The organism is uncultured Fibrobacter sp. (assembly GCF_947166265.1).
Classification (GTDB): domain Bacteria; phylum Fibrobacterota; class Fibrobacteria; order Fibrobacterales; family Fibrobacteraceae; genus Fibrobacter.
In genome coordinates this window covers 39,038-64,807 of sequence record NZ_CAMVDO010000008.1, presented here as the reverse complement: position 1 = coordinate 64,807, position 25,770 = coordinate 39,038, and the positions used below count along the sequence as shown (strand labels likewise).

General features: G+C 49.9%; 12 protein-coding genes. 9 read left to right on the top strand and 3 right to left on the bottom strand.

All coding sequences use genetic code 11. The features are described from left to right. Positions 1–8: 8 nt before the first annotated feature. The 3 genes from Q0W37_RS06035 to Q0W37_RS06025 are packed head-to-tail and all read left to right on the top strand — an operon-like array spanning position 9 to position 9,556. Positions 9–587, top strand: coding sequence for a type II secretion system protein (locus tag Q0W37_RS06035; protein ID WP_297699734.1), 579 nt, complete (start codon positions 9–11; stop codon positions 585–587). After that, on the top strand, positions 584–2,017 hold the full coding sequence (locus Q0W37_RS06030) for a prepilin-type N-terminal cleavage/methylation domain-containing protein (protein ID WP_297699732.1): 1,434 nt from the start codon (positions 584–586) through the stop codon (positions 2,015–2,017). Before Q0W37_RS06035 ends, Q0W37_RS06030 begins: the two co-directional genes overlap by 4 nt. A gap of 15 nt (positions 2,018–2,032) precedes the next feature. Continuing rightward, positions 2,033–9,556: a hypothetical protein gene (locus Q0W37_RS06025; protein ID WP_297699730.1), complete on the top strand. Its 7,524-nt coding sequence runs from the start codon at positions 2,033–2,035 to the stop codon at positions 9,554–9,556. A gap of 127 nt (positions 9,557–9,683) precedes the next feature. On the opposite strand, the gene rfbA is transcribed toward Q0W37_RS06025, so the two are convergent. Both rfbA and Q0W37_RS06015 read right to left on the bottom strand, forming a co-directional pair. Then, on the bottom strand, positions 9,684–10,571 hold the full coding sequence (rfbA, locus tag Q0W37_RS06020; protein WP_297699728.1) for a glucose-1-phosphate thymidylyltransferase RfbA: 888 nt from the start codon (positions 10,569–10,571) through the stop codon (positions 9,684–9,686). Between the two features lie 25 nt (positions 10,572–10,596). Continuing rightward, positions 10,597–12,693 carry a polysaccharide biosynthesis tyrosine autokinase gene (locus Q0W37_RS06015; protein ID WP_297699726.1) on the bottom strand — a complete coding sequence of 699 codons (2,097 nt, stop codon included), beginning with the start codon at positions 12,691–12,693 and terminating at the stop codon, positions 10,597–10,599. Positions 12,694–12,772: 79 nt separating this feature from the next. On the opposite strand from Q0W37_RS06015, the gene Q0W37_RS06010 reads away from it, so the two are divergent. The 3 genes from Q0W37_RS06010 to Q0W37_RS06000 all read left to right on the top strand — a co-directional run bounded on the left by Q0W37_RS06010 (position 12,773) and on the right by Q0W37_RS06000 (position 18,210). Then, positions 12,773–15,373: an RNA helicase gene (locus Q0W37_RS06010; protein ID WP_297699723.1), complete on the top strand. Its 2,601-nt coding sequence runs from the start codon at positions 12,773–12,775 to the stop codon at positions 15,371–15,373. 156 nt (positions 15,374–15,529) lie between these two features. After that, entirely contained in the window at positions 15,530–16,822 is a 1,293-nt protein-coding gene (locus Q0W37_RS06005) for an aminotransferase class I/II-fold pyridoxal phosphate-dependent enzyme (protein ID WP_297699721.1), read from the top strand. 98 nt (positions 16,823–16,920) lie between these two features. Next, on the top strand, positions 16,921–18,210 hold the full coding sequence (locus tag Q0W37_RS06000; RefSeq protein WP_297699719.1) for a citrate synthase: 1,290 nt from the start codon (positions 16,921–16,923) through the stop codon (positions 18,208–18,210). Positions 18,211–18,366: 156 nt separating this feature from the next. Here the strand turns inward: Q0W37_RS06000 and Q0W37_RS05995 are convergent, their stop codons facing one another. Continuing rightward, positions 18,367–20,559 carry an NADP-dependent isocitrate dehydrogenase gene (locus Q0W37_RS05995; RefSeq protein WP_297699717.1) on the bottom strand — a complete coding sequence of 731 codons (2,193 nt, stop codon included), beginning with the start codon at positions 20,557–20,559 and terminating at the stop codon, positions 18,367–18,369. A gap of 373 nt (positions 20,560–20,932) precedes the next feature. Here Q0W37_RS05995 and pelA point away from each other — a divergent pair, with 373 nt between their 5' ends. The 3 genes from pelA to Q0W37_RS05980 all read left to right on the top strand — a co-directional run bounded on the left by pelA (position 20,933) and on the right by Q0W37_RS05980 (position 25,766). Continuing rightward, the gene (gene pelA, locus Q0W37_RS05990) at positions 20,933–22,669 is read left to right on the top strand and encodes a pectate lyase (protein ID WP_297699716.1); all 1,737 of its coding nucleotides are present in this window, start codon (positions 20,933–20,935) and stop codon (positions 22,667–22,669) included. 1 nt (position 22,670) lies between these two features. Beyond that, on the top strand, positions 22,671–24,767 hold the full coding sequence (locus Q0W37_RS05985) for a pectinesterase family protein (RefSeq protein ID WP_297699714.1): 2,097 nt from the start codon (positions 22,671–22,673) through the stop codon (positions 24,765–24,767). A gap of 84 nt (positions 24,768–24,851) precedes the next feature. Further along, positions 24,852–25,766, top strand: a complete 915-nt coding sequence (locus Q0W37_RS05980) for a hypothetical protein (protein WP_297699712.1) — start codon at positions 24,852–24,854, stop codon at positions 25,764–25,766. Positions 25,767–25,770: the final 4 nt, after the last annotated feature.

Genomic DNA, 25,770 nt, shown 5'->3' with positions numbered 1-25,770 from the left:
GTGGTGTTATGGTGTGTGGCAAATTACATAAAAATTTGGGTTTCCAAAACAAACGGGGCTTCGGCATTGTCGAGGTGATGGTTGCTGCCGTTGTGCTTGGATTTCTCTATATGGCTGTTATGAATTTACAAGCCGGCAACCATGACGCTTTATTGCGTATTCGCGGTCGTGATGGGGCGACTGAGGTTGCTCAAAATATCATCGATTCCTTAGGAGCCTTGGGAATTGCCAGTCTGTCTACAGAGAACAATGACAAACTGATACAGGTTCATGACAATGCTACTGACGAGACTTATTGGACGCTTGCAACTTCAAAGGGAAAACCCGATACAATCAAGGTCAACAGAAAATGGAGGGGACAGCCGGGGATAATCGAAAATACGATGGCTGTCGACTATGATGTGGTCGTAAAGGTTTCTCCAGATACGGCTTATATGGCAAAGACCACGTCTAAGTATTTGGAAATGGATAATGATACAATTAGGCATGTCTATGCGAAACGTCTGGATGTCAAAGTTCTTTGGTGCTTTAAATGCTCCAATTCGGAACCAAACCAGTCTATCACGGTTTCGGGGGTAGTCAAATGAATTACATAAAAAAAGACGGCTTTACCCTTATGGAACTTCTTGTCTACATGGCGATTGTAGGCATTGTCGTTGTTGTTGCCGGAGAAGCTTTTAGTAATTCCACCAGATTCCGTGTTCGTACCGAAAAAATGATCGAGGCTACACAAGAAGCGGAAAGCGTTGCGGCGCTTTTTAAGAACGACCTTGAACAGATGGGGACGAAAAGTGCAAAAGAGGCAGGAAAAGCAGCTGGAGGTCCTATATACGGAGATGCCTTTGGGGAAGTGCACTCAAGTGTCTACATGGATCCCCTGAACGATGATTATTCATCTTTTTTGATTAGTACTGATACTGAAAAATTTAGCAATATCAAGTTCCGTCGCTTGCGGTACGATGAATCGGGGTACTATGTAGCAACGGAAGAGATTAACTGGTTTGTTAAAGATAGAACGCTCAAGCGTACTTGTAAGCTACTTGATGTTAAGACGGGCTTTGTTGCTAGTATGGATGAACCTTGCGCTGGGGTGAACGAATCTGATCTAGACACGATGGATATGGCGACTGGAGTGGACTCCTTTAAGGTTGCTCCTGCGACACCAAGTGCTGTGGGCGATGATGTTGTTCAAATATTCCCCCCGGATCCGGACCATTCAGATTTCAATTTTGTTTCTAGAATCGGTGATGCTAAGTATGTTGGCCTTAAGTCTGTAAATATAAACGGTGAAGTTGGAATTGGGGGAACGACTCTTACGTTATCGAACTTTTTCTCGAACTATGACCGAGAAACTCAAAATTATTATGATGGTCCGAATCAAAAAATTAACCAGGTGTTTGCTGTAAAAAACGAAACAATCGAGGGAACACCGGTATGGAGCGATGTGTGTACAAGTTTTGGCAATCTCACTTTGGAAAAAAATCAGGAATACGAAATTTCGTTTAAAATCAACTCTCCTGGCGTGACCGATATATATGCGAATGATGCTCGGAACAGAAGTCTTGCGTTTGTTCCTGGAGTGGACCACATGTCGGTTGGCTTCAGAAGCATTAGTACAGGTGATTTCCCTAAGGTTGAAGGTAAGAAGTTGATTGACGATTTCTTTTTCTTTCCTCCGCTTGATATAAATGGTGGAAGTGGCACTCGGTCTATGCGCTTTACGGTCTCCCAAAAAATAGAAGGGGTTTGCTTAGCTTTTACCTTTGCCTGTTTTTCGCCGCTTGTATACCAGGGAAAGGTTTCCATCGAAGATCTTAAGGTAAAGAAGATTGCTAGCTCAAGTTATAGCTTTAGCAATCCTCCCTTTGATGCCGAGGCCCATAAGGCGGATAAAAAGAATGTGAAAGCGATGCGTCTGCTTTTGCAAGTTAGTCGTGGAGCTGCAAATGGAGGATCTTCTACGAAAGGAAGATCAGAACTAATCATTCCAATTCCTAGTAACGGTCCTAGGGATTAAGGTAAGAGGTTTCCTATGCGTAATAATTTAAATTTGAATAAAGCCGGTGTATCGCTAATCGCAGTACTTTTGTTTATGTTGGTGGCAACAATTGCCGCAACAGCGACCTGGAAATGGCTTTCCCATGAAGGGTTTTCCAGCACAAGTCGAATGTTAAAAAAACAAGCGTATCAGAATTCTATTGCGGGTGTTGAAAATGCCCGTGCGTGGATGACTTTCCATGCGAATGATGTGGGCGCGTTGATAAAACAGTATATTGACGGAAATGAAATGCCGGTGAACTTGGATGCCCAACTGCGTCCGCTACAGCGTCCGAATCAAAATCACCATGTGTGGCTTACGGGTGTCAATACGAGTGGTTCTACGTATAAATTAAAAATCCTGTCCGTCGGTGAATCTCTTAATAAGTCAAGACATACTGAAGTTGCCATTTTTAATGTGGACGGCCTGTATCGCGTTGCCCTTCCTAATGGAAAATCGAAAAAGAAGGTTCCCTTTGACTATGCCTATTTTGGAGGAACCTATGATGGTGCTGGCGATTTGACTATATCGTCAGCTCTTATTAATGGAAACTGGCGTGGAAACCCGCAGGGGATTGACCAAACGTTTGTTGTAACAGGTAATGCCGATTTGTCTGGTAATAATGTCCATTTAGGTAATCTTGCCTGTGTTGGTGGCAATTTAAATCCTGAAAACAACGGTGTGAGTGGAAGGGATCTTTTTGTCGGAAAGAATATGGTTGGAAATGTGGATAGCTTGACTGGAGATGCTTATTTTAACGGCGATGTTTCTCCAACTAATGCGGGTAAGTTTGTTGTTGTGGGAAATGTGACGTTAAATGGACTCTTGAAAACGGTACAGAATGAGAAAGACCTGACTATTAGAGGAAATTTGTGCTTGGCTGAAGATGCAGGTATCCATTCTGTGGGGACCAACTATACCTTAGAAACCCAGGGGGACGTATGGATGCCTGGGACTAAGAATATTTGGTATGGTACGGTAAAGTATAGTGGCTGTAAGTGCGAACGAGTGTGGTGTAGTTATATGGGGTGGTGCGCACCGAAGACTACCGTCAATTGTAAGGAATCGGGAAAAAAGAACGAACGTTATGGTATGTGGGATGGGACCGCGACTTATACTTTGAAAACCTGTGCCGATACCACGCTGATTGATGGCGGTGATAACTTTGACAATTATGATAAGATAATTCTTGGTGGCACAGACAAAAACGTATACATCAAAACGGGGCATCCGTATAGCGACTATAAGTATCATCAGGAGGTAACGACAAATTTCCAGGAGACTGCAGATGGTATTATTCGGTGTAATGCAAAACCCGGTGTGACGGCCCCTGCAGGGCATGGATACTGTGATTACGGTCCTGACGGTATGGTGGGACGTGAGGAAAGATGGCATGGTAATAAACATTCTCCGTATCCGGCTCGCGATGATAAGGACAAGCCGAATCTTTATTATTCCTTCTACCTTCCCCCGGGACATACGGACGTTTCATACGGCCCCTATGAAGATACGTTTTGGATATGGTGCGAAGAATGGGCTAAGAATTCGTTTGGCACGACCTATTGTGCTAAACAGAAAAATGGTGGCGTAATCTATGCGTCTTATTTTGTGGATGGAGAACGTTATTGGGACGGCTATGACCCCGAATCTCAACATCCGCGTAAACGCTTGAACTACAGCGATGGACATGCGACGGGTTCGCCTTATTGTACGAGCCAGCCTGGTTCTCCGGGACATGAACAGAATAAATATCGTCCGACGTGTAATGTGACGCCCTGGTTTAAGTCCAATGGTAACGTTACCAATTCTGAACCGTCAACTAAAACTAAATGTGCCGAAGATGTGGTGACAAAATGCGATGCTATTTGGGAGAAAAAGCCGGGATGTGATGGATCGTCTTATATGGTGGACGACGTCCTTGTTACTGCTAAAGACAAGTTTGAATCGTATGCCCTGAAGGGATGTGCCAAGGATATAAAATACTATGATACTGATTTGGTGAAAAAGTTGAATGCATGCTATCAAGAGAATAAAAATGATCCTGTCAAGAAGGAAAATAATCTTTATAATGGGTATCTGGTCGTCAATGTTTCTGGAGGCTCCACAAGTACGAATCCTGAAGGAACCTTAAATGGTAAGTTTATCATTATTGCCGAGGATCCCCTGTATACGAGTCTTCCGCCAACTGGGGATGGAACCTACGTGTTGCTATATTTGAAAAAAGGTGCAAGTTCTTTGCATGACACCAAAGCCGATGAAGTTAAAAATTATTTCATCTATACGGAAGGTGAAATCGGTGCTGGTAACCAGTTCAATATGGTTGGTTCCCTTTATGCAACCGCGGAATCTTGTTCGGGTCTTGGAAAATTGCAGTCGTCTTCTCTTACCTATAGTCCAGAACTCGTTGAGGAATTGTCCAATGCAGGCGTGATTTGTGAAAACGACGGCTCCGTTTGCGGAGGCTCCGTGTCATTAAGCTCCAGCTCAACTGCGGAATCATCTGCCTCGGGAGAAGGGGACTTTGAGGATGGACGAGATATGTATTATATTTCGATGGCTCCGCAATTGGGAGTGTCCTTGGAATCCCAGTATGAAAATGATGAAACAAAATACAACAAGTATACGCATGAAATAGTTCCCTGGGAATTGGAAAATGTCCAAAAGCCAGATACCATTTCTCCGTCCTATATCATTTTACCGCGCGTTATTTACTTGCCTTCGGATCCGTATGGTACATTGCAAGACTATTATAATGTGGTGCCCTTGAATGGTGCTGCGTTGAAAAAAACGGACGTGAACGTTGGCTATTGTACGGGTACAATAGGGTCTATTCCCACCAGTGGACCGCTTTTCGAGGGGACGACTCTTACAAAAGGTATCTACAAATGTGAGGCGAAAGCGAGTGGTTTCGATGACATCCCCTTCTGGGTAGTTGTTGGAAATAACCATCGTGGTGCAGAACCTATCGTTTTCGAAACGCCGAGCCAAGATGTTACTGCGGGTGGGTCTAAGGAGGTTCGCGTGAAGATTCCTCCTACGACTCCATCGATTCAGTTGCGAGTTCGTTGCCCCGAAGCTCCTGAAAATTGGACAATCACAAAGGGCGAGACTTTTGATTCCGAAGAATCGAACGTTTGCTTGTTCAACGTTCAAGGGGATGCCTCGTCAGATATCATGGTAACGTTGTTTACGGTAAGTCCTGATAATAGTGCTACACACGGCTCGATTACGTATCAGCTTTTGGAAAGCGAAGCGTATGTGATTGGTAGCCCGTTTACATCTACTGTTAAGATGGCGACAAGCGCGACCCTCAACCGCGAGGAGGTTACGTCAGAGGATATTACCGCCTATTGCCAAAATCATGAAAGTAGTTGCCCGCCTGAAGATGAACGGAGTACTTGGCCCAATTGTACCACGAGTGAGACTTGGGTGGAACCGTCGGGAATATCGTTTGCCCCTGTTGTAAAGAACCAGTCTTGGTCTATCGTTGTGGGCGGAACGGGTACTATGAAATTGGCGGGTAAGAATATAGCCAACTGTGTGACCATTATTCCTACAGACGATAATTCGTATGATATTTCCGAGCTCGAATCCAATACGTCGTATTCGTTACGCGCAAGCCTCAAGGCTAAGAAACATACGATCAAGGTTGCTTTTGTTGGAGAGGATATCACCAACGATCCGGTTATTGCGATTGATGTTGCTGGAAAAACGTCAAGTTGCGAATATAGTAGCTTTAATGATGAAGACGAAAAAGCATGCTATGTCTCTGCATTTGCAGGAGAACTAGTGTCGTTATCCGTGAATAGAAGCTCCTATAATAATTTCAGCTATTGGAATTGTTCTGGAGAAAGCTGCCCTGTAGAGGAATCCATTAGCAGCGAAAATTATGAACCGTTCACTGTCAAGGACGACAATACGGTTGTTTATGCTCACTTTAACGAAAAAGATAAACACTGCTTCTTTGAAGAATTTAATTCTGGCTCTGTCGCTTGTGGTTCCACCGAATCGGAATATTGTATAGATGATTGCGGTGCACAATCACCTTCTTCGGAAACAGTGTGTTCTTCGATAGACGGTGCTGCAGGATCTTCCAAGTGGGCCTTGATAAATGGTACACTTAACGATATCATTCTTTATTCGGGTAATATTTCTATTGATAAGAGTGCTAGCGATAAGGGTAAGAAGCCTGTAGTTGTACTTAGTACAGTCAATGCCGGTGTTTATGGAACCTTAAAGGCTCTAATGCAGTTGCCGAGAGAAACGTCTAGTTACCCGCATACTGCTGCAAATATCCAGAATTCCGGTTTCTTGCTGCATACCAATAATAAAGCTACTGAATTCTTGATGCTTAATCTGTATGTCAATGTGTCTGGAAAGCTAGAAGCTCAAGTCTGTTCGAAACACAATTCAAAACTCGATTGCAAAACGGCTGAACCTACCAATAGTTATAAAAATCCCGCTTATGTCTCTACCTCCAATATGGTAATGATGACTGCTACTCTTTCCACGGATAGTAAACTTCGGGTATCCGCTTTCACGGGAAACTATTATTCTTCGTTGGCAACAGCAACTGAAGAATATGTCCATGAATTTGACTTGAATGAGTTTACTTATAAGTATGCGGATGAGGCTCATGAATTCGTTGGTTTCAGTCTTGCGGATCCGAATATGAAACTATACGGAATTGGCTGGGCGAGCGAATCTTACTCGTCTGAATGTCATGACACCTATCCTACGATAAAATGTTCCTTTGCAGCAAAAGCAATCGATGGTTATATTAAGACTGATACTCTCGTGGAACCGTGGATAGGTCACTCCGCTTGGTTTGATAGCAAAGAATATAATTGTTCTAAAACATACTATTACCAGAACGGCTCGGATGCTTGCGGTGCTTCGGACAATTCTATTGCGACATGTAATGGAAACTATAAATTTGCGGATGCTGGTGCGGGCCCGCACGGTTACGTTAATGCGAACGAAAAGGATATAAAAACAGCCCGTGCCTGGATTGATTGCCATTTACCGCAACAGGAAAATGCTTGGACTACTGCGACTCCCGAAAATAGTGCTCATTGCGGAGCTTTCTGGACGGGTAAGTTTGATGAATGTGTAGAAGACGCCAATTTGTTGAGTGAAGATCTGGAATTGGGCTCGAATTTGGAATCGACGGTTACGTTTGACCCTCCAGTAAATTTGCGTGCAACGACATTGAATATTTTGTTGGAAAATAATTATAACAACGAAATTGAAATATGGTTGGAAAGTAAACATGATGGAGAATTTGAAACGAACTGGATTGATTTCAAGGGATTTATTAAGAGCCAATCCGCGTTGATGAAAACGAATGTGGGCGGTTTTGATGTCAATGCTGAAATGACTGCCGGCGCCGATGGCTTTGACCCTGAAAAGGTTGGAAAGCTTGTTTTCAAGAATTTGGGAACCGCGACGAATGTTGTTGTGAAGCAGGTCGTTGCCAATTGTAAAAATACAGTGGGCGTTTCGGAATGTAAGGCAACTTATAAAAACGATGACGGTCAATGGGAAATCTTAGCTGAAATTGTCAATAAAGACAAGGTGACCGCTTATGCTGTCAATGCCGTTGTGGAAGAAGGTACAGGGTGGAGCATTCCTTCTACATCTGCAACGCCAACCTGGGAAGGTGATGGAAATCGAGCGAAATTCACCAAGGCGGATAACCCTTATGCAGGTAATCAGGGAAAATCTTACAAGGTGTCTGTGTCTGTACGTAATAAGGCCGGTACAGAAACGGCGACAGCTTGCTCTGTTTCTCCGGATCCAATCAGTTCTATTTATGCAAGTTGCAGTGTAACTCCTGCGAAGAAAAAGCAAGGAGAGGGTTTGCCGCAATTCTCCTTTACGCATAGCGGTTGCCCGGAAGCAGGATGTGATTATGACATTTATCTGAATTCTACTCAAAAGCTAAACGATTGTTCTTCTGTAAACGATTGCTCCGGAAATAGTAAGAATGTTACGGTGAACAAAACCCCTGCGGGAAATACGGAAACGGATAATTACCCTGCGGGAACGTACACCTATACGGTGCGAAGCCCAGAGGGATCGTCTGCGCCATTCCCTGAATGTAGTGCAACTTTTGAAATCGAAGAAAAGACTGTCACGAATGACGATGTGAGAACGGAATGTGCGTTCGATGCCGCTGTGTCTCAGCCTGGTGCCCAGGCGACATTCAGATTCTCTGTGAATGAAAAGGGTATCAACATCTGCAACCGAGATTATAAATTGATGCGCGGAACAGATAAAGTTGCTGAAGGAAGAACCAGTTGTGGATCCAATGAATCGATCAATATTTCTGGTGCGCTTACTGTAAAGTCTGAATCGTTTGTGCTGTATGTGAAAGACAATGATCAAAACTACCAGACTTCTTGCACAGCAACAACCTCGGTTGCGGACATTGGATTGACTTGTTCAAATAATGGAAGCTTCCATATTGATGTAGCAAACCCCTGTCAAAATAATGCCTGTGCGTATCAGGTGAAGAAAACATATAAGGGTACTACAACCTCTTTGTCTGGGGCGTCTGGACAGAATCTTGGCAATGCAAGCTATAATTTTGATTTTACAGGTTATGGCACATATGTGTTGTGGTTGAATGGTGAAGCGACAGATTGTTCTGTGGCAATGTCCATAAATAAACCTAGTTTTTCGTGCCCGACCGCAGTGGGTGTTACAATTGGGGATCCTGTGACGTTTACTTTAGGAAGCGTTACTGGATGTGATGAAAATGAAAACGATTGTAGCTATGCAATTGGTGGTACCAGTGTGACAGGGACGGCGTACAAGAGTGGCGCTTTGACAGCGTTTACTGACAATACTGTAACTACTGCAGGAACCAAGAGCTATACTGTTGAATTGACAAATGAATCTGGAACAACCTCTCATGATTGCTCGGTTGTGTATGATGCCGGTAATACTGGTGGAGGAAATGCAACGTGTAAGGTTCGTAATAACAATAATAAGGATAGTGTTATGGTGGGTGAAACGAATCTTAAATTAAGTGTTTCAGGAATGAAACCTGCACCGACTAGTGACGTAAAGATTCCTATGATTTGTGCAAACCAAACGTTGGCAGAACCTTTGTGTAGAACGGGTGGTTCCTGTGATGATGTTAATTTTACGGCGCCTTCCACACCTGGAAAGTATATATGTTCTTTCCAAAAGGACGGCTTTAATCCTTGTAAAACATTGCCTACGTTCTATGTTGTACCTCCTGTTAGCTGTAGCATTTCTGAAGAGAATGTCGCTGCAGGTACACAAATCACCTTCTCGGGTACAGCAAATACAAATTATGGAGCCCAATCGAATTCCTGCGGATTTAAGATAAATGGAAATTGGCTGAATAATGACCAAAACCAGAACTTTACTACGAAAACATTGAATTATACAGTTAATTCAACAACGACATTTAGTGTTGTTTGTACGCAAGGACAAGCTCCAGAAGCAACGAGAATCTGTTCGAAGACTGTAACTGTGTACTAACCTTTCTTAAATCAGTAGAGCCCCGCCCGCATTTTTTGCGAGGCGGGGTTTCTCTTTAAAAAAAACGAGTCGCGTTTATGCGGCTCGCTTTTGCGTATAGTCTTTTGAATGGGTTGAGGCTTGTTGCTTAGTAGCGGATTTTGCCTTCGGCGACCTTGCGCAGGTGCTGGCCGTAGGGGGACTTGCCGTACTTGGCGGCGGATTCCAAAAGCTTTTCCTTGCTGATCCATCCGTTGATGTAGGCGATTTCTTCGACGGCGCTAATCTGAATGCCCTGGCGGTTTTCGACCATCTTCACGAATTCGCCTGCTTCGATGAGGCTGTCCATGGTTCCGGTGTCGAGCCATGCAAATCCGCGGCCCAGGAGTTTCACGTCGAGTTCGCCCTTGTCCAGGTAGACGCGGTTCAGGTCGGTGATTTCAAGTTCGCCGCGGGCGCTGGGCTTCTGGTTCTTTGCAAAACCCGATACGCGGTTGTCGTAGAAATAGAGGCCCGTGATGGCGTAGTTGCTCTTGGGTTCCTTCGGCTTTTCTTCGACCGAAATGACCTTGCCACTTTCGTCGAATTCCACGACGCCGAAACGTTCGGGGTCTTCTACGTAATAGCCGAATACGCTTGCGCGACCTTTTTCTTCGGCGTTCTTGACGGCTGCCTTCAAAAGCGGGCTGAAACCGTTGCCGTAGAAGATGTTGTCGCCGAGTACCATGGCGCAGCAATCTTTCCCGATGAATTCTTCGCCGAGGATGAATGCCTGGGCAAGTCCGTCGGGGCTGGGCTGTACTTTGTATGAAAGGTTCAGACCCATGGCGGAACCGTCGCCGAGCAGACGTTCAAAGTTCGGCAGGTCCGTCGGGGTAGAAATGATAAGGATGTCCCTGATGCCCGCGAGCATGAGTGTCGAAAGCGGGTAGTAGATCATGGGCTTGTCGTAAACAGGCAGAAGCTGTTTGGACGTCACCATGGTGAGCGGGTAAAGCCTAGTGCCGGAGCCCCCGGCGAGAACGATTCCTTTCATATTTCTCCTTCGTCGGTTAATTCTGTTAGTACTTTCCGTACTTGTAGCCATACCCTTCAGTGCGGCTGTGTTCATATTTGTTGATGACGAACGATGCGTGGGCGGTGCTGTTGCCCTTGAGAATCTGCGACATACCGTCCTTGATAGCTTCGATCGAATGCTTGTTGTATTCGATGACCATCACCACCTGGGCGGCAACGCGACAAGCAAGGGCTGCGTCGGTCACCAGCATAATGGGTGGCGTGTCCACAATGACTAGGTCATATTCGCTCTTGAATTTTTCGATGAGTTCGGCGTAGTGCTTTGAACCGAGGAGTTCTGCCGGGTTTGCGGGAACGTTTCCGCACGGCATGACGAACAGGTTTTCGACTTCGGTGGCGAAGATGACGTCTTCGGCCTTGACCTCGCGGAGCAGGACCTGCGAAAGGCCCTTGTTTCGCTTGATGCCGAATTCCTTGTGGAGGCGGCCCTTGCGCAGGTCTGCGTCGATCAGGAGAACTTTTTTACCGAGCCCGGAGAACAGGGCGGCGAGGTTCACGGAGATAAAGCTCTTGCCCACACCGGGGATAAGTCCACTTACGCCAATGACGGAGCTGCTTTCGTCCATCATCGAGAATTCGAGAGAAGAACGCAGGGCTCGCAGGGCTTCCACGGCGACGTCGTCGGGTTCCACCACGGCAAGCGGTCTTGTTCCCTTGGTTCCTTTCGGATTTCCCTTGGGGACCTTGGCGTACACGGTGTAGCCCGTTTCCTTTTCGATGAAGTTTGCGCTCTTGACACCGCTGCTGAGCTTGGACTTGATCGAAACGATGGATGCTCCGAGCAGGAATCCGATGAACAGGGCGATGCTTAGAATCATGCGCTTTTTGGGCTTTGTCGGCTTGGAGACTTCTTCGGCGAAGTCGACGATTCTGACGGAGCCAACTTCGCCTGCTGAAACGAGCCTTAGCTGCTGGATGTTGTTGAGGAGAGAGGTGTACATCACCTTGGTGAGTTCAACTTCGTTCTGCAGCTTGAGAACTTCTTGCTGGGTTGCGGGCAACTTGCGGACTTCGTTGGAAGTGCCGGCGAGTTCACGCTTCAGGGCATTTTCCTGGTCTTCGAGGGTCTTTACGGAGGGGTGCTCGGCGTGGAACAGGCGAATGGCTTCTTGCTTTCTTTGCTGCAGGTTAAGAATGTCCTGTTGCAATTTCATGCGGCGTTGCAGCACCAATTGTGTTTCTGCATTGATGTCGACCGAACCCACGCGGTTGCGGTAGGTGTTGAGGTTCAGCAAAGAGGAGTCCATTTGGGCCTTGACGTCGGGCAATTGCTTTTCCAAGAATTCAAGCGTCTTTTGGGCTTCGGCGTTGCGTTCTTCGACGTTCTGGCGCAGGTAGGACGAAGCGACTTCGTTCAGGATTTCGACGCCACGGTCCGGATAGATGTCCTGGTACGAAAATTCGAGAATGCCTGTCTTTTTGCCTTTTTCGTGGACATCGAATGCCGCGCGGAATCTGTCGATGGCGTCAAGGCGCTTGCTCTTGGTGACAGCGAAACGTTGACCTTCGCGGACTTCGGCCTTGAGGATTCCGAACGAGGCGGAATCACCGGCATAAGTGAAGTGATAGGTCTTGGCGACTTCGCCCGAAAGAACGAGACTATCTTTGTAGTCGTGCAAATCGAAATTGCCCAGGGTGTCCTTGATGACCAGAATCCAGGGCTCTTCGCGGAAGTCGGAAGGCAGGTTGTCTTTATTGTAGTTGAAGTTGCTGAGTTCGACGCGGCCTTCCCTATGGAGGAGTCGATCGAGTTTGTTCAGCGGCTCGGCATTTATATCGAGGCGCATTTTCTCGACGGCGGAGCCCATGACCTGGCGGCTCTTGATGAGTTCCATTTCGGTTTCGGCGGGGCTGCTTGTTGCAAACAGGCTGCCGAGTCCACCGATAAGTCCACCGGTTTTGTCGTTCTTGGATTCTATCTGCAAGAGTGCGTCTACCTGGTAGACGGGGCGAATCCACATGGCGACAAAGAGTCCTACGATTCCGGCTAGAAATAAACAAGGTACCATGATGTACCAGTTTTTAGCCAGTTCTTTTATTAGTTCGTTAATATCGGTTTCTTCTTTTTTCTTTGTCGCCATAAAATGGTTGTCCTCTAACACAATGTGGTGCAAAATTTAGAAAAAACGCAAAGCCCGTAAAAAATCTATCTTTGGCATTATGAGTGAAAACGCCCGTGCAATTCTTAAGGATTTCTTACCTAAAACTCCGCTTGGTAGCGGGGATGGCGCCGAGGTACTGTTGGAGTCGTTCTTGTCGTGGGCCGAGGCTCGCGGGACAACTCTTTACCCTGCACAGGAAGAGGCTATCCTGGAATTGTTGGATGGGAAAAACGTTATCCTGAATACGCCTACGGGTTCCGGAAAGTCGATGGTCGCTTTGGCTCTCCACTTCGACAGCTTGGCCCATGGCCGTCGTAGCGTTTACACGTGCCCCATCAAGGCCTTGGTGAACGAAAAGTGGATGGCTCTCTGCAAGGAATTCGGTGCTGAAAACGTGGGCCTTTCTACGGGCGATGCAACGGTCAATCACGATGCCCCGATTCTTTGCTGCACGGCGGAAATTTTAAGCAACATGGCGCTGAACGAAGGCGAACAGCTTACGATTACCGATGTGGTGATGGATGAATTCCATTACTATTCCGACAAAGAACGTGGTGTCGCTTGGCAGGTGCCTCTGTTGACGCTTCCGCAGTCGCGTTTTCTGCTGATGAGCGCCACTGTTGGCGCTACGGAATTTTTCGAACGCGACATGACGAAGCATACGGGCCGCGAATCGGTGACGGTGCGCTCTTCGCAGCGTCCTGTTCCGCTTGATTTCAGCTATTCAGAAACCGAAATTTCGAATACGGTGCAGAAGCTTGTTTCGGGCGGAAAGGCGCCCGTTTACGTGGTGCATTTTACGCAGGCGGCCGCGGCGACCAATGCGCAGAATTTCATGAGTCTGGACCTTTGCACCAAGGAAGAAAAACAGGCGATTAACGACGCAATCAAGGAAGTCCGATTCAGTAGCCCCTACGGCCCCGAAGTCAAGCGTTGGCTTAAGCAGGGTATCGGTCTGCATCATGCGGGACTTTTGCCCAAGTACCGCATTCTCTGCGAAAAACTCGCGCAAAAGGGCTTGCTCAAGGTTATTTGCGGTACCGATACGCTGGGCGTTGGCGTCAACGTGCCCATTCGAACGGTGCTGTTTACGCAGCTCTGCAAGTACAGTGGTGACAAGACGGCGATTCTGACCGCTCGTGATTTCCACCAGATTGCAGGCCGTGCGGGCCGCAAGGGCTTTGACGATATCGGCTACGTGGTGGCGCAGGCTCCCGAACATGTCATCGAGAACTTGAAACTCGAAGCGAAAACGAAACAAACGGGTAAAAAGTTCCAAAAGAAGAAACCGCCTGAACATGGTTACGTTCCCTTTGACGAAAGTACATACAAACGATTGATTGCCGCTTCGCCGGAACCGCTGACATCGAGTTTCCAGGTGAATCATGGAATGCTTTTGAACATTCTGAGCCGTCCTACGGATGGTTGCGTTGCCATGCGAAACTTGCTCAAGGATTGCCACGAAAGCGCCGCCAGCAAAAAGCAGTTGCAGCATCGTGCCTTCCAGCTTTTCAAGAGTCTCGTCAAGAAGAATATCATCGAATTCGTGACGCCGATTGCGCCGGGTTATAGCAAGCTCCGCGTGAATATGGACTTGCAGGACGACTTTTCGATGAACCAGCCGCTTTCGCTGTACTTGGTCGATACGCTCCCGAAGCTAGACCGTGAAAGTCCCGAATACGCTCTCGATGTAATTACTTTGTGCGAAAGTATCGTCGAAAATCCCGAAGCGATTCTGCGAATCCAGCAGAACAAGGCACGAAACGCCCGCCTCGATGAACTCAAGGCGCAGGGAATGGAATTCAACCAGCGCATGGAAGAAATCGAGAAGGTGGAATACCCCAAGCCGCTTCGCGATTTCATTTACGACACCTACAACGCCTTTGCCGAAGAACACCCGTGGGTCGACGTGAACATTGAGCCCAAGAGCATCGTGCGCGAAATGTTTGAGAACTTCAGCACCTTCAGCGGCTACGTGAAGCAGTACGGCTTGCAGCGCATGGAAGCGATTTTGCTGCGTCACCTGAATAGCGTTTACAAGGTGCTTTCGCAGACGGTTCCCGATGGTTACAAGAACGAGGAACTCCTCGATATGCAGGACTACCTCGGCGACATGATTCGCCGCACCGATTCGAGCTTGCTCGAGGAATGGGAAAAGATGGCGCACCCCGAAGATTACCAGAAGCGCCTGGAAGCGGCGGGGGCTACAGAACTCGAAACAGCTTTTGGTGCAGACAAGGTGGCCGCTGACATCACCTACGATAAGAAACATTTTATTGTCATGGTGCGCCAGCGCATTTTCCAGCTGATGTCGGCCTTGCAGAAACGGGCCTACGGCGATGTGCTTGATATGCTTGCCGACGACCTTGCCGAAGGTCAGATGCTCGTGGACGGCGAAGGGAAACCTTGGACTGAAAACGGCCTTATGGAAATCATGGCGGCTTACACCGCGGAACATCACAATTTCCGCCTCGATGTCGAGGGCCGCTCGCTGCACCATACGATTGTCACCTACGAAGGCGAAATCATGTACGTTCAGCAGATGCTGCAGGACGAAGAAGATTTCAACGACTGGAGCATCGATTTCGAAGTGAATCTTGCCGAATGTCGCGATGCCGGTATGCCGCTCCTTAAAATGGTCCGCATAGGCGAAGTGTAAGCAATTTGCAATTAGAAAAAACAGGTGATTTTTTCTATCGCTGCCCTAAAGGGCAAGATAGGGCAGCTCGGCAATGCAAGTTCTAGCAAGCTAGCCCTTGCGCTGCACTCGCTTTTTTCTATCTTTGCACCCGCAAAAATTTAAAAGGACACCACTATGAACTACAATCCTTTAGCACAGGCTCTCAACGCCGAACTTTCTGCCAACGGCTGCAAAGTTCTCGACATGCTCTCTGAACAGGGCAAGGCAATCTTCTTCCCCCGCAAGGGAATCTTGGGCCAAGGCGCCGAAGCCAAGGGCTCCGAGATCAATGCTACGATCGGTACCGCCCTCGAAGACGATGGCAGCCCGTTGGTGCTGGATTGCGTTCTCAAGTCCTTGAACCTCCCGAAGACTTCTTTCTTGTATGCCCCGAGCTTCGGTAACCCGGACCTCCGCAAGGCCTGGAAGGAACAGGTCATCATCAAGAACCCGACCCTCAAGCAGAAGAGCTTCAGCAACCCGGTCGTGACCTGCGCCCTCACTCACGCCATCAGCTGCGCTGGTTACATGTTCCTCGACGCTGGCGACGAAGTGATTATCCCGGACCTGTACTGGGACAACTACGAACTCGTGTTCGAAAACGCCCGCGGTGCCAAGATCAAGACTTTCAACACCTTCAAAAACGGCGGCTTCGACACTGAAGCCCTCAAGGCCGCTCTCGAAGCCAGCAAGGGCGACAAGAAGGTCGTTCTCCTGAACTTCCCGAACAACCCGACCGGTTACACCGCTACCGAAACTGAAGCTGTCGAGATCGCCAAGATCCTCACCGAATGCGCAGCCAAGGGCAACAAGGTGGTGGCCCTCCTCGACGATGCTTACTTCGGACTCGTGTACGAAGAAGGCGTGACCAAGGAATCCCTGTTCGTGAAGCTCGTGGACGCTCACGAAAACCTCCTCGCCGTCAAGCTCGACGGTCCGACCAAGGAAGATTATGTATGGGGCTTCCGCGTGGGCTTCGTGAGCTTCGGCTTCAAGGGTGCTACCGAAGCACAGCTCAAGGCTCTCGAAGACAAGGCCGCCGGTACCGTCCGTGGCAACATCTCCAACGCCCCGAGCATCAGCCAGAAGATCCTGCTCGCCGCTTACCAGAGCGAAGAATACGCCAAGCAGAAGGCTGAAAAGTACGCTACCCTCAAGAAGCGCTACGACATCATCAAGGAAGTCTTGGCCGTCCATCCGGAATACAAGGACGCCTTTGACCCGATGCCGTGCAACAGCGGTTACTTTATGTGCATCAAGCCGAAGGGCGTTGACGCAGAACAGCTCCGCGAAAAGCTCATCAAGGACTACAGCACCGGTACGATCATGCTTTCTGGCCTGATTCGCCTCGCATTCTCTGCCGTGCCGACTGAAAAGCTTCCCAAGCTGTTCGACAATATCTATAATTGCATTTTGAAGATGAAGTAAACAGTGGTTAGTAAACAGTGAGCAGGTACGCAAATTGAAATTTTCTTTAGCGTTCCTAACCACCAACCACTAATCACTAACCACTCATTGGAGGAATAATGTCCGACAACGCCATTTTAAGTTACAACGGAAAGAGCGTCGAGCTCCCTGTTGTTGAAGGTGCTGAAAACGAACACGGTCTCGACATCTGCAAACTCCGCAAGGAAACCGGCCTGGTGACCTTGGATTACGGCTACCTGAACACCGGTAGCACCCGTAGCGCTATCACTTACGTGGACGGCGAAAAGGGAATCTTGCGTTACCGCGGCTACAGTATCGAAGACCTTGCCGAAAAGGCGACCTTCCCCGAAACCGCCTGGCTCCTGATTTACGGTGAACTGCCGACTCAGCAGCAGCTGGCGCGTTTCCGCACGTTGTTGACCGAAAACGCCCTCCTCCACGAAAACCTTCTGCACTTCTTTAGGCAGATGCCGCCGAGCGCCCACCCGATGGGCATTCTGAGCTCTATCGTGAACGCCGTGGGTCTGTTTACGCCGCGTTTCTACGACGACGAAAACATCGCCGACGTGTTCGACCTCACGACTGCAAGCCTGATTTCGAAGATCCGCACGATTGCCGCCTTCTCTTACAAGGCGAGCATCGGCGAACCGTTCGTGTACCCCGAAGCGGAACGCAGCTACTGCAGCAACTTCCTGAACATGATGTTCAGCAGCAAGGCGCGTTCCTACCACCCCGATCCGATCATGGAAAAGGCGCTGAACACGCTTCTGATTGTACACGCCGACCACGAGCAGAACTGCTCTACGTCTACGGTGCGTATGGTGGGTAGCTCTCACGCTAACCTGTATGCAAGTATCTGCGCGGGCATTTGCGCCCTGTGGGGCCCGCTCCATGGTGGTGCAAACCAGGCCGTGCTCGAAACGCTCCTGCGCATCCAGCAGAGCGGCATGACCATCGAACAGGTGATGGACAAGGCTAAGGACAAGAACGATCCGTTCCGTCTTTCCGGTTTCGGCCACCGCGTGTACAAGAGCTACGATCCGCGCGCGAAGGTTCTCAAGAAACTCATGTACCAGGTGTTCGAACGTGAACATTTCCACGATCCGCTGCTGGACATCGCGCTCAAGCTCGAAGAAGCCGCCCTCAAGGACGACTACTTCATCGAACGCAAGCTCTACCCGAATGTGGACTTCTACTCGGGCATTCTCTACCGCGCCATGGGCATTCCGACGAACATGCTTACGGTGATGTTCGCCATCGGCCGACTCCCCGGCTGGATCGCCCACTGGAAGGAAATGCACGACGATCCGAATTCCAAGATCAACCGTCCGCGCCAGATTTACACGGGCCACACGGCTCGCGCCTGGGTCGACCGCGACAAGCGATAGGTATTTGGCTGTCGCATAAATCATAATTGCGATTTGCGATAAATTAAAAAGCCGCCGACAGGTTTCTGTCGGCGGCTTTACTATTAAATGTTTCGACGCATTAGACGCATTATGTGCGACCACCTTGAAGTGGTCGCGCATTTTGCGGAGTGCGAATTACAGCGCGTCGATGACGGCGTTGAATTCTGCAACCGGGCGGAGCCACTTCTTCAGAAGTTCCGGCTTCGGCAGGTAATAGCCACCGATGTCGGCGGGTTTGCCCTGCTCGGCAGCAAACGCGGCGACAATCTTCTGCTCGTTTTCGGCGAGGGCCTTTGCGACCGGGGCGAACTTGGCGGCAAGTTCCGCGTCATCCTTCTGGGCGGCAAGAGCCTCTGACCAGTAGAGGGCCAGGTAGAAGTGTGAGCCGCGGTTGTCGAGTTCGCCAATCTTGCGGGCGGGCGTGCGGTTGAATTCGAGAATCTTGCCGTTCGCCTCGTCGAGCGTGTCGGCAAGGACTTTAGCCTTCGCGTTACCGGTTGTCGAGGCGACCTGTTCGAATGCGGGCACGAGCGCGAAGTATTCGCCGAGGGAATCCCAGCGGAGATAGTTTTCGGCGAGGAACTGTTGCACCTGCTTGGGAGCGGAGCCACCTGCACCTGTTTCGAAGAGTCCGCCGCCAGCCATGAGCGGAACGATGCTGAGCATCTTGGCGGAGGTTCCGACTTCGAGAATCGGGAAAAGGTCGGTGAGATAGTCGCGCATCACGTTGCCGGTGACGCTGATGGTGTCGAGACCGGCCTTAGCGCGGGTCATGGTTTCCACGATGGCGTCCTTCGGGCTCATAATCTTGATAGAAAGACCGTTCAGGTCGTGGTCCTTCAGATAAACTTCCACCTTCTTCTGGATTTCGCGGTCATGGGCGCGTTGCGGGTCCAGCCAGAAAATGGCAGGCGTGTTGCTCACGCGGGCGCGCGTGACGGCGAGCTTGACCCAGTCGCGGATCGGAGCGTCTTTCGCCTGGCACATACGGTAGATGTCGCCAGCTTCGACTTCCTGCTGCAGGAGCACTTCGCCGTTTGCGTTCACGGCGCGGATGACGCCCTTGCCCTTTGCGATAAAGGTCTTGTCGTGGCTGCCGTATTCTTCGGCGCCTTGGGCCATGAGGCCGACGTTCGGAACAGTGCCCATGGTTTTCGGGTCGAAGGCGCCGTTCTTCTTGCAGAATTCAATGGCGGCTTCGTAGATGCCGGCGTAGCAGCGGTCCGGAACGCAGGCTTTGACTTCCTGCAGCTTGCCTTCCTTATTCCACATGCAGCCGGAGTTGCGGATCATCGCGGGCATTGAGGCGTCGATGATGATGTCGCTAGGTACGTGCAAGTTGGTGATACCCTTCGCGGAATCAACCATCGCGAGGTCCGGGCCAGCGGCGAGCGCGGCGTCAATGGCTGCGCGAACTTCTGCCTCGCGAGCATTACCTTCCAGGCGCTTGTACAAGTCTCCGAGACCGTTGTTCGCATCAATGCCGAGTTCCTTGAACAGGTCGGCGTACTTCACGAATACGTCCTTGAAAAACACGCGCACGAATGCACCGAACAGCACCGGGTCGGACACCTTCATCATGGTGGCCTTCAGGTGCACCGAGAATAGCACACCCTTCGCCTTGGCGTCGGCCATCTGTTCAGCGATAAACTTTTCAAGAGCGGCCATGCGCATCACGGTCGCGTCGAGGATTTCGCCTTCGAGGAGCGGCTTTGCAGCGCGCAGTTCCGTGACGGCGCCAGCTTCATCCACAAATTCAATCTTGAAAGTGTCGGCCTTCGCAAGCGTGATGGACTTTTCGTTGCCGTAGAAGTCGTTTGCAGACATGCTCGAAACGTGAGTCTTCACCGATTCGTTCCACACACCGTTGCTGTGCGGATTGTTGCGGGCGTAATTCTTCACAGCCTTGGGAGCGCGACGGTCAGAGTTACCCTGGCGCAGCACCGGGTTCACGGCGGAGCCCTTCACCTTGTCGTACTTGGCGCGGATGGCCTTTTCTTCGTCATTGGCAGGTGCGTCCGGATAGTCGGGCACATCGAAACCGTTCTTCTGTAGCTCGGCAATGGCTGCCTTGAGCTGCGGCACCGAAGCAGAAATGTTCGGGAGCTTGATGATGTTTGCGCTCGGGTCTAGCGTGAGCTTGCCCAAGAAATCCAGGTCGTCAGATGCCTTGCCGAAAGCGGCCAAAATGCGGCCCGGCAGGGAGATGTTCTTGGTTTCGACATCGATGTCAGCGGCCTTTGCAAAACCGCGCACGATGGGGAGCAAGGATTGAGTCGCCAAGAACGGCGATTCGTCAGTCAGGGTATAGTAAATCTTGGTATTCATACGAGCCCAAAGATAGAAAATTCAGGGCGTTCCCCTGCTTGCCGGGTCGGGCTATACTCGCTCCGCTCGCCGAGCCTGTAGTCTCGGCCCTTCGGGTAACTATCCCTAACGCTATATCGGCTCCAGAGATAAGCTCATCTCGCTCACATGGCCTCGGGCTTCGCCCGACGAATGTTCGCTCAATGACTTATCTTCTTCCGCCTTGCGTCTTTAATCGTGGACTTCTATTCGTGTAAAAATCTGGGAAACATTGTCGTTTCTGGTTAATTTTTGTCTTAAAATGTAGACAGAAATATTTTTGTAATTACCGCTTTTCCCGAAAATAACATAGATTTAGAAGAGAATTTGCGCGGTTTCGCGGGATGAGGTTTTTATGAGTGTTTGGAAATGGTCGGCGCCGGTATTGGGCGTGCTCGGTTTAGCGTTGTCGTCGTTTGCGGCGGATTATGTTCCCCCTTCGACGGCTGTTTCGAAGATTAATTCTTATCGCGGTTATTCGGAGCTTACCAAAGCCGCGGGCAGCATGGATATCGACCAGTACACCTACAACATGACCACGTGGCAAATAAGCAACGGCGGTTTTTACAAGGCGATGGCCGACAAGTACAAGAGTGCCTACTCCGGCGGACAAAAGTCGGAATGGCGCGCCAAGGATGGCAGCGACCTCGGCACAATCGACAACAACGCGACTATTCAAGAAATGCGCTTGCTTGCAGTGCGTTACAAGGAGACGACTAACAACAATTACAAGGTCGCTTTTAAGACGAGCTTCAACAAGGCAGTGAACTTTTTGCTGACCATGCAGCGTTCCAAGGGCGGGCTTCCGCAGGTGTGGCCCAAGCGCGGTAACTATTCGGACCAGATTACGCTGAACGACAACGCCATGATTCGTGCAATGGTCACCATGATGGACATCGCGAACAAGACTTCGCCTTTCGATAGCGACATTATTGACGAGGCTACTCGCAGCAAGATGCAGGGCGCGCTGGACAAGGCGATTGACTACTTGCTCAAGGCACAGATTGTGAACAACGGGAATCTGACGGTGTGGTGCGCCCAGCATGACACGAACAGCCTCGCTCCGGTAGGTGCCCGCGCCTACGAACTCCCGAGCAAGTCCGGCAACGAATCGATGGGCGTAGTGTGGTTCCTGATGAACTGGCCGAAACAGACCGAAGCGATTCAGAATGCAGTCAAGGGCGCCATTGCTTGGTACAAGAAAAACAGGTTGAAAGACAAGGCCTTTAGCAAGACGGCCGGCGTTGTAGACAAGTCGGGCTCTTCGCTGTGGTTCCGCTTTTATGAAGTGAATAGCGACGACTACTTCTACTGCGACCGCGGTGGCGCAAGCACCAAGACGCAGGACTTCAGTAAAATTAGCGAAGATCGCCGCACGGGTTACCAGTGGGCGGGCGACTACGGCAGCGCAATCCTTTCGACGGAAGCTGCATATTTGGAAGCGCTTGAAAAGGCGACGGGCACTTATGTGGAGCCGCCTCCGCCGGCGGCACTTTGCGGGAGTGATTCCTGCAAGTCATTCATCGATGGCGTGAGCTTTGTAGATATCAAGGGCGTCAGGGAAACGACAAATTCGGGTTTTGTGGGCGAGGGTTATGCCAACGTGGATAACGAAAAGGGTAGCTTCGTAACTTACGGTGTAACGGCTGCGAAGGCGGGTAAGTACACGCTGTACATCAACTTTGCAAATGGGAAAACAGATGCTCGTGGCTACAGCATTAGCGTGGGTGACAAGGAACTTTTGACCGACGGTAGCATGGAATCGACCGGTGCCTGGACGTCCTGGAAAACGCAGTCGGTGGAAATCGATCTTGATACGGGCTACAGCGAACTCAAGTTTACAAGCCTCTCGAGTGATGGTATGGCGAACATCGATTACATTGGCTGGATGAGCGAGGACTTGTACGCTGGTAAGGTGGATTTGTCGGAGCTGGGAGATAGTACAACTGCGATTGGTGCGCGCGGCTTCCGTTCTGTTCAGCCGGCGAAGGACCGCTATTACATTGTCTTTGGTCGCGTGGGTGGTGCAAGTGCAGGCGTTTATCTGCAACGCAAGAACGGCAAAATTTTCCGCGTGAACGGAGCGAGATGACATGTTGAATAAAGTTTTTCTTTGTGCCACTTTGGGCGTGGCGATCTCCGTATCCGCTGTCGAAAAAAAGAAAATCAATTTTGTGCTTGGTGTCGATGGTGACTTCAAGGCAGCGCTTGCGGCTGCAAAAAGTTCGGGCGCATCTGAAAGCAACCGCTTCGTTATTTTTGTTCCCGATGGCGAATATAATATTAGGCCCGTGACGGGTGATGGAAACGGCAAATCGGTTTTTGACGCTTCAAACGTCTCTATCGTTGGACAATCGGTAGACAAGACGATTATCTGGAATACGACGGACTCCGAAGGCATCAGCACCACGGCGACGCTTTATTTCCCTAAAAACAATAATATGTACATGCAGGATATTACCCTGCAGAATAGGAGCACTGCTTGCGGACAAAGTGCTTGTAGGCAGGTGGCTCTGCAACAGAACGAAGGCGACAAGTTTGTCTTCAAGAATGTGCGGCTGCTGAGTGGCCAGGATACCTACTACACCAAGAAGGGACGCACCTATTGGGAAGGCGGCGAAATCGATGGCACGGTAGACTTTATCTGCGGTGGTGGCGATGTGTTCTTTGAAGGAACCAAGCTCGTGATGACGCGAGACGGCGGCTACATTACCGCTTCGCAGAATCCGGGGAATTGGGGGTACGTATTCAACAACGCGATCATTACCGTAAGCAATGGCGGATTCAATGGGACTTTCTATTTGGGACGTTCCTGGGGACATGCAAAAACGGTCTTTTTGAATACGAAGATGATTGCGCAGCCCAAGGGCGAAGGCTGGGCCGAAGATATGAATTCCGCTCCGCAGGTATTTGGCGAATACAACAGCAAGGATGGTAACGGCAATGCGGTAAATACAAGCTGGCGCAAAACTTACTTTAACGGCGGTAAAGACAAATCGACGGCGACTACGCTCAAGACGGTTTGGAACGCAAACGATGCTGCCAACTACACGCTCGCAAATGTCCTCAAGGGAAGCGATGATTGGGATCCGACCCAGTTGACGGCTCAGGTGAGTGCTCCGAAAATTGAACAGGAGGGCGCCGAAATTGTCTGGAACAATGACGATAATGCTCGCGCCTGGGTTGTGTTCGTAAACGGCAAGTACAAGGCGAATGTCATTACGCCGAGTTTCTCGCTTGATGGCGTTGCGACGGGTTCCAAGATTACGGTGCGTGCAGCGAACAGCGTGGGTGGCCTCGGTGCCTATTCGAACGAAGTTGAAACTGTTGAAGCGAATGTGAATTACTACAAGGTAACGCTTGGTGATGCCATTGGCGGCAAGGTGGAAACCTCGCTTTCGGGAAGCAAGGTGGCAGAAGGTAAAACTGCGACATTCACAGCGAAGCCGAACGAAGGTTGGGCTTTTGCGGGCTGGAGCGGAAAGAGCGCTAGCTTGATTGATGCAGGCGAAGCCTCGGTCGAAATCACGGCAATGGGCGACATCGAACTTATCCCGAGTTTTTCAGCAGAGGGAACGACGGTGTTCCAGGTGGAAGACGGAATCATTACGAATGCCGCTGCAGAAAGCAACAATGCGGGCTTTAACGGAAACGGCTTTGTGAACTATGGGGCGGGAGACCTCAGTATGGTCTTGGTTCCTGTTTATGCCGAGGTGGGGGGCCAGTACGAAGTTGTGGTACGCTATGCGAATGGAAGTGGCAAGGCCCGTAGTCTCGCGGTGGCCGCTCCAGGAACTTGCTCTGCCGGAATTGACGGTTGCGAAGATGCCGAAACATTGACTTTCGAGGCGACGGCCAACTGGACAACCTGGGAAACGCTTTCGCTCGATACGAAACTTCCCCAGGGTGCAAGCTACATGACGTTTGCGACCATTGGCGGTAACGACGGCCCTAACCTCGATCAGCTGGAACTGAAGCTAATCAAGGCGGACGAAACCACGTCAATTCGCGGGCTTGCAACGCCTACTCTGCAGCGAAATCCGACAACTCGCGTGCGGCTGTTTACTTTGACGGGACAGTTGCTGCGCGAAGGAGCTTCGCTAGAGACGGAAAATCTTGCTCCGGGCTTGTATTTGATGCAGAAGGGCTACGGCTCCGTATTCCGTCATCAAATCATCCGCGTGAAATGACTCGTCCGGTTTTTCTCTCGTCTTTCGTCTCTCGTCTGTAGGGCGTAGCCCGTTCTTTTGTGGATTTACTATATTGCTCCCTGTATGTTAGGTATTGAGCAGAAAAAAGGAAACGACGATAACCTGTGCGGGCGCATGATTGCCTACGCCAAGATTTTGCCAAACCCCGATGAACAGGAAAGTGGCTCCCCGTTCGATGACATGATCAAGAACGGGCTCTTGGCGCTCGAAGGGGATTTCCGTATGTTCTCGCCGCGTGTACCTAGCAAGAAGGCGATTGACCGAGCTGTCGACGACAAAATCAACGACATGCTGGAATCGATGCAGGCCGACGGCGTGGAACTTCCGCCCGATATGGATGTTGATACTGTGCGTGAACGCCTGCATGAACTTTCGAGCATGGAAGTCATCCCGATTCCGGCAAAGATTGGAAACTTTACCCGCGAAGAGGACATTCTCGCCGAAGATGCCGACATCTATTACATCGGTGAATTTATCGGTGCGGGGCAGGCGCATTTCTGCCTTACGACACTCCCGATTTATTACCAGGCGCGATTCCGTGAACAGGCCCGCAAAAAGGAAATGGATTTCTTGAACGATGCGCTTTCGCAGCTTGAAACGGGCGAATTCGTGGACACCGACGACTTGCAGAAAGATTCCGAGGAACTATTCCCGAAGGGGGTCACGCTGAATACTTTCATGGGCGATTTAGGTACGCTCCTGAATACGCGCGTGATTCCGTTTTTGCTTGCTCTCGAAACCGAGGAACAGTACAAGGAACAGATCAAATTGTTTTATGAATTCATGAAGGGCTACCCGGTGCAGGCCGATGTCAAGTTGATTGACCTTGCGCTCCGCGACTTGCGTGCAAAGCGTGATTCGGCGACTGCCCGCAGACTTCTGGAACTCGGTTGCCAAAAGATTGATGCTATCTACAACGAAAATCCGCAGAAGGCTCGCGAAATCGGTCAGGAAATAGCGAAGTTTGCGGAAGGGTAGGAAA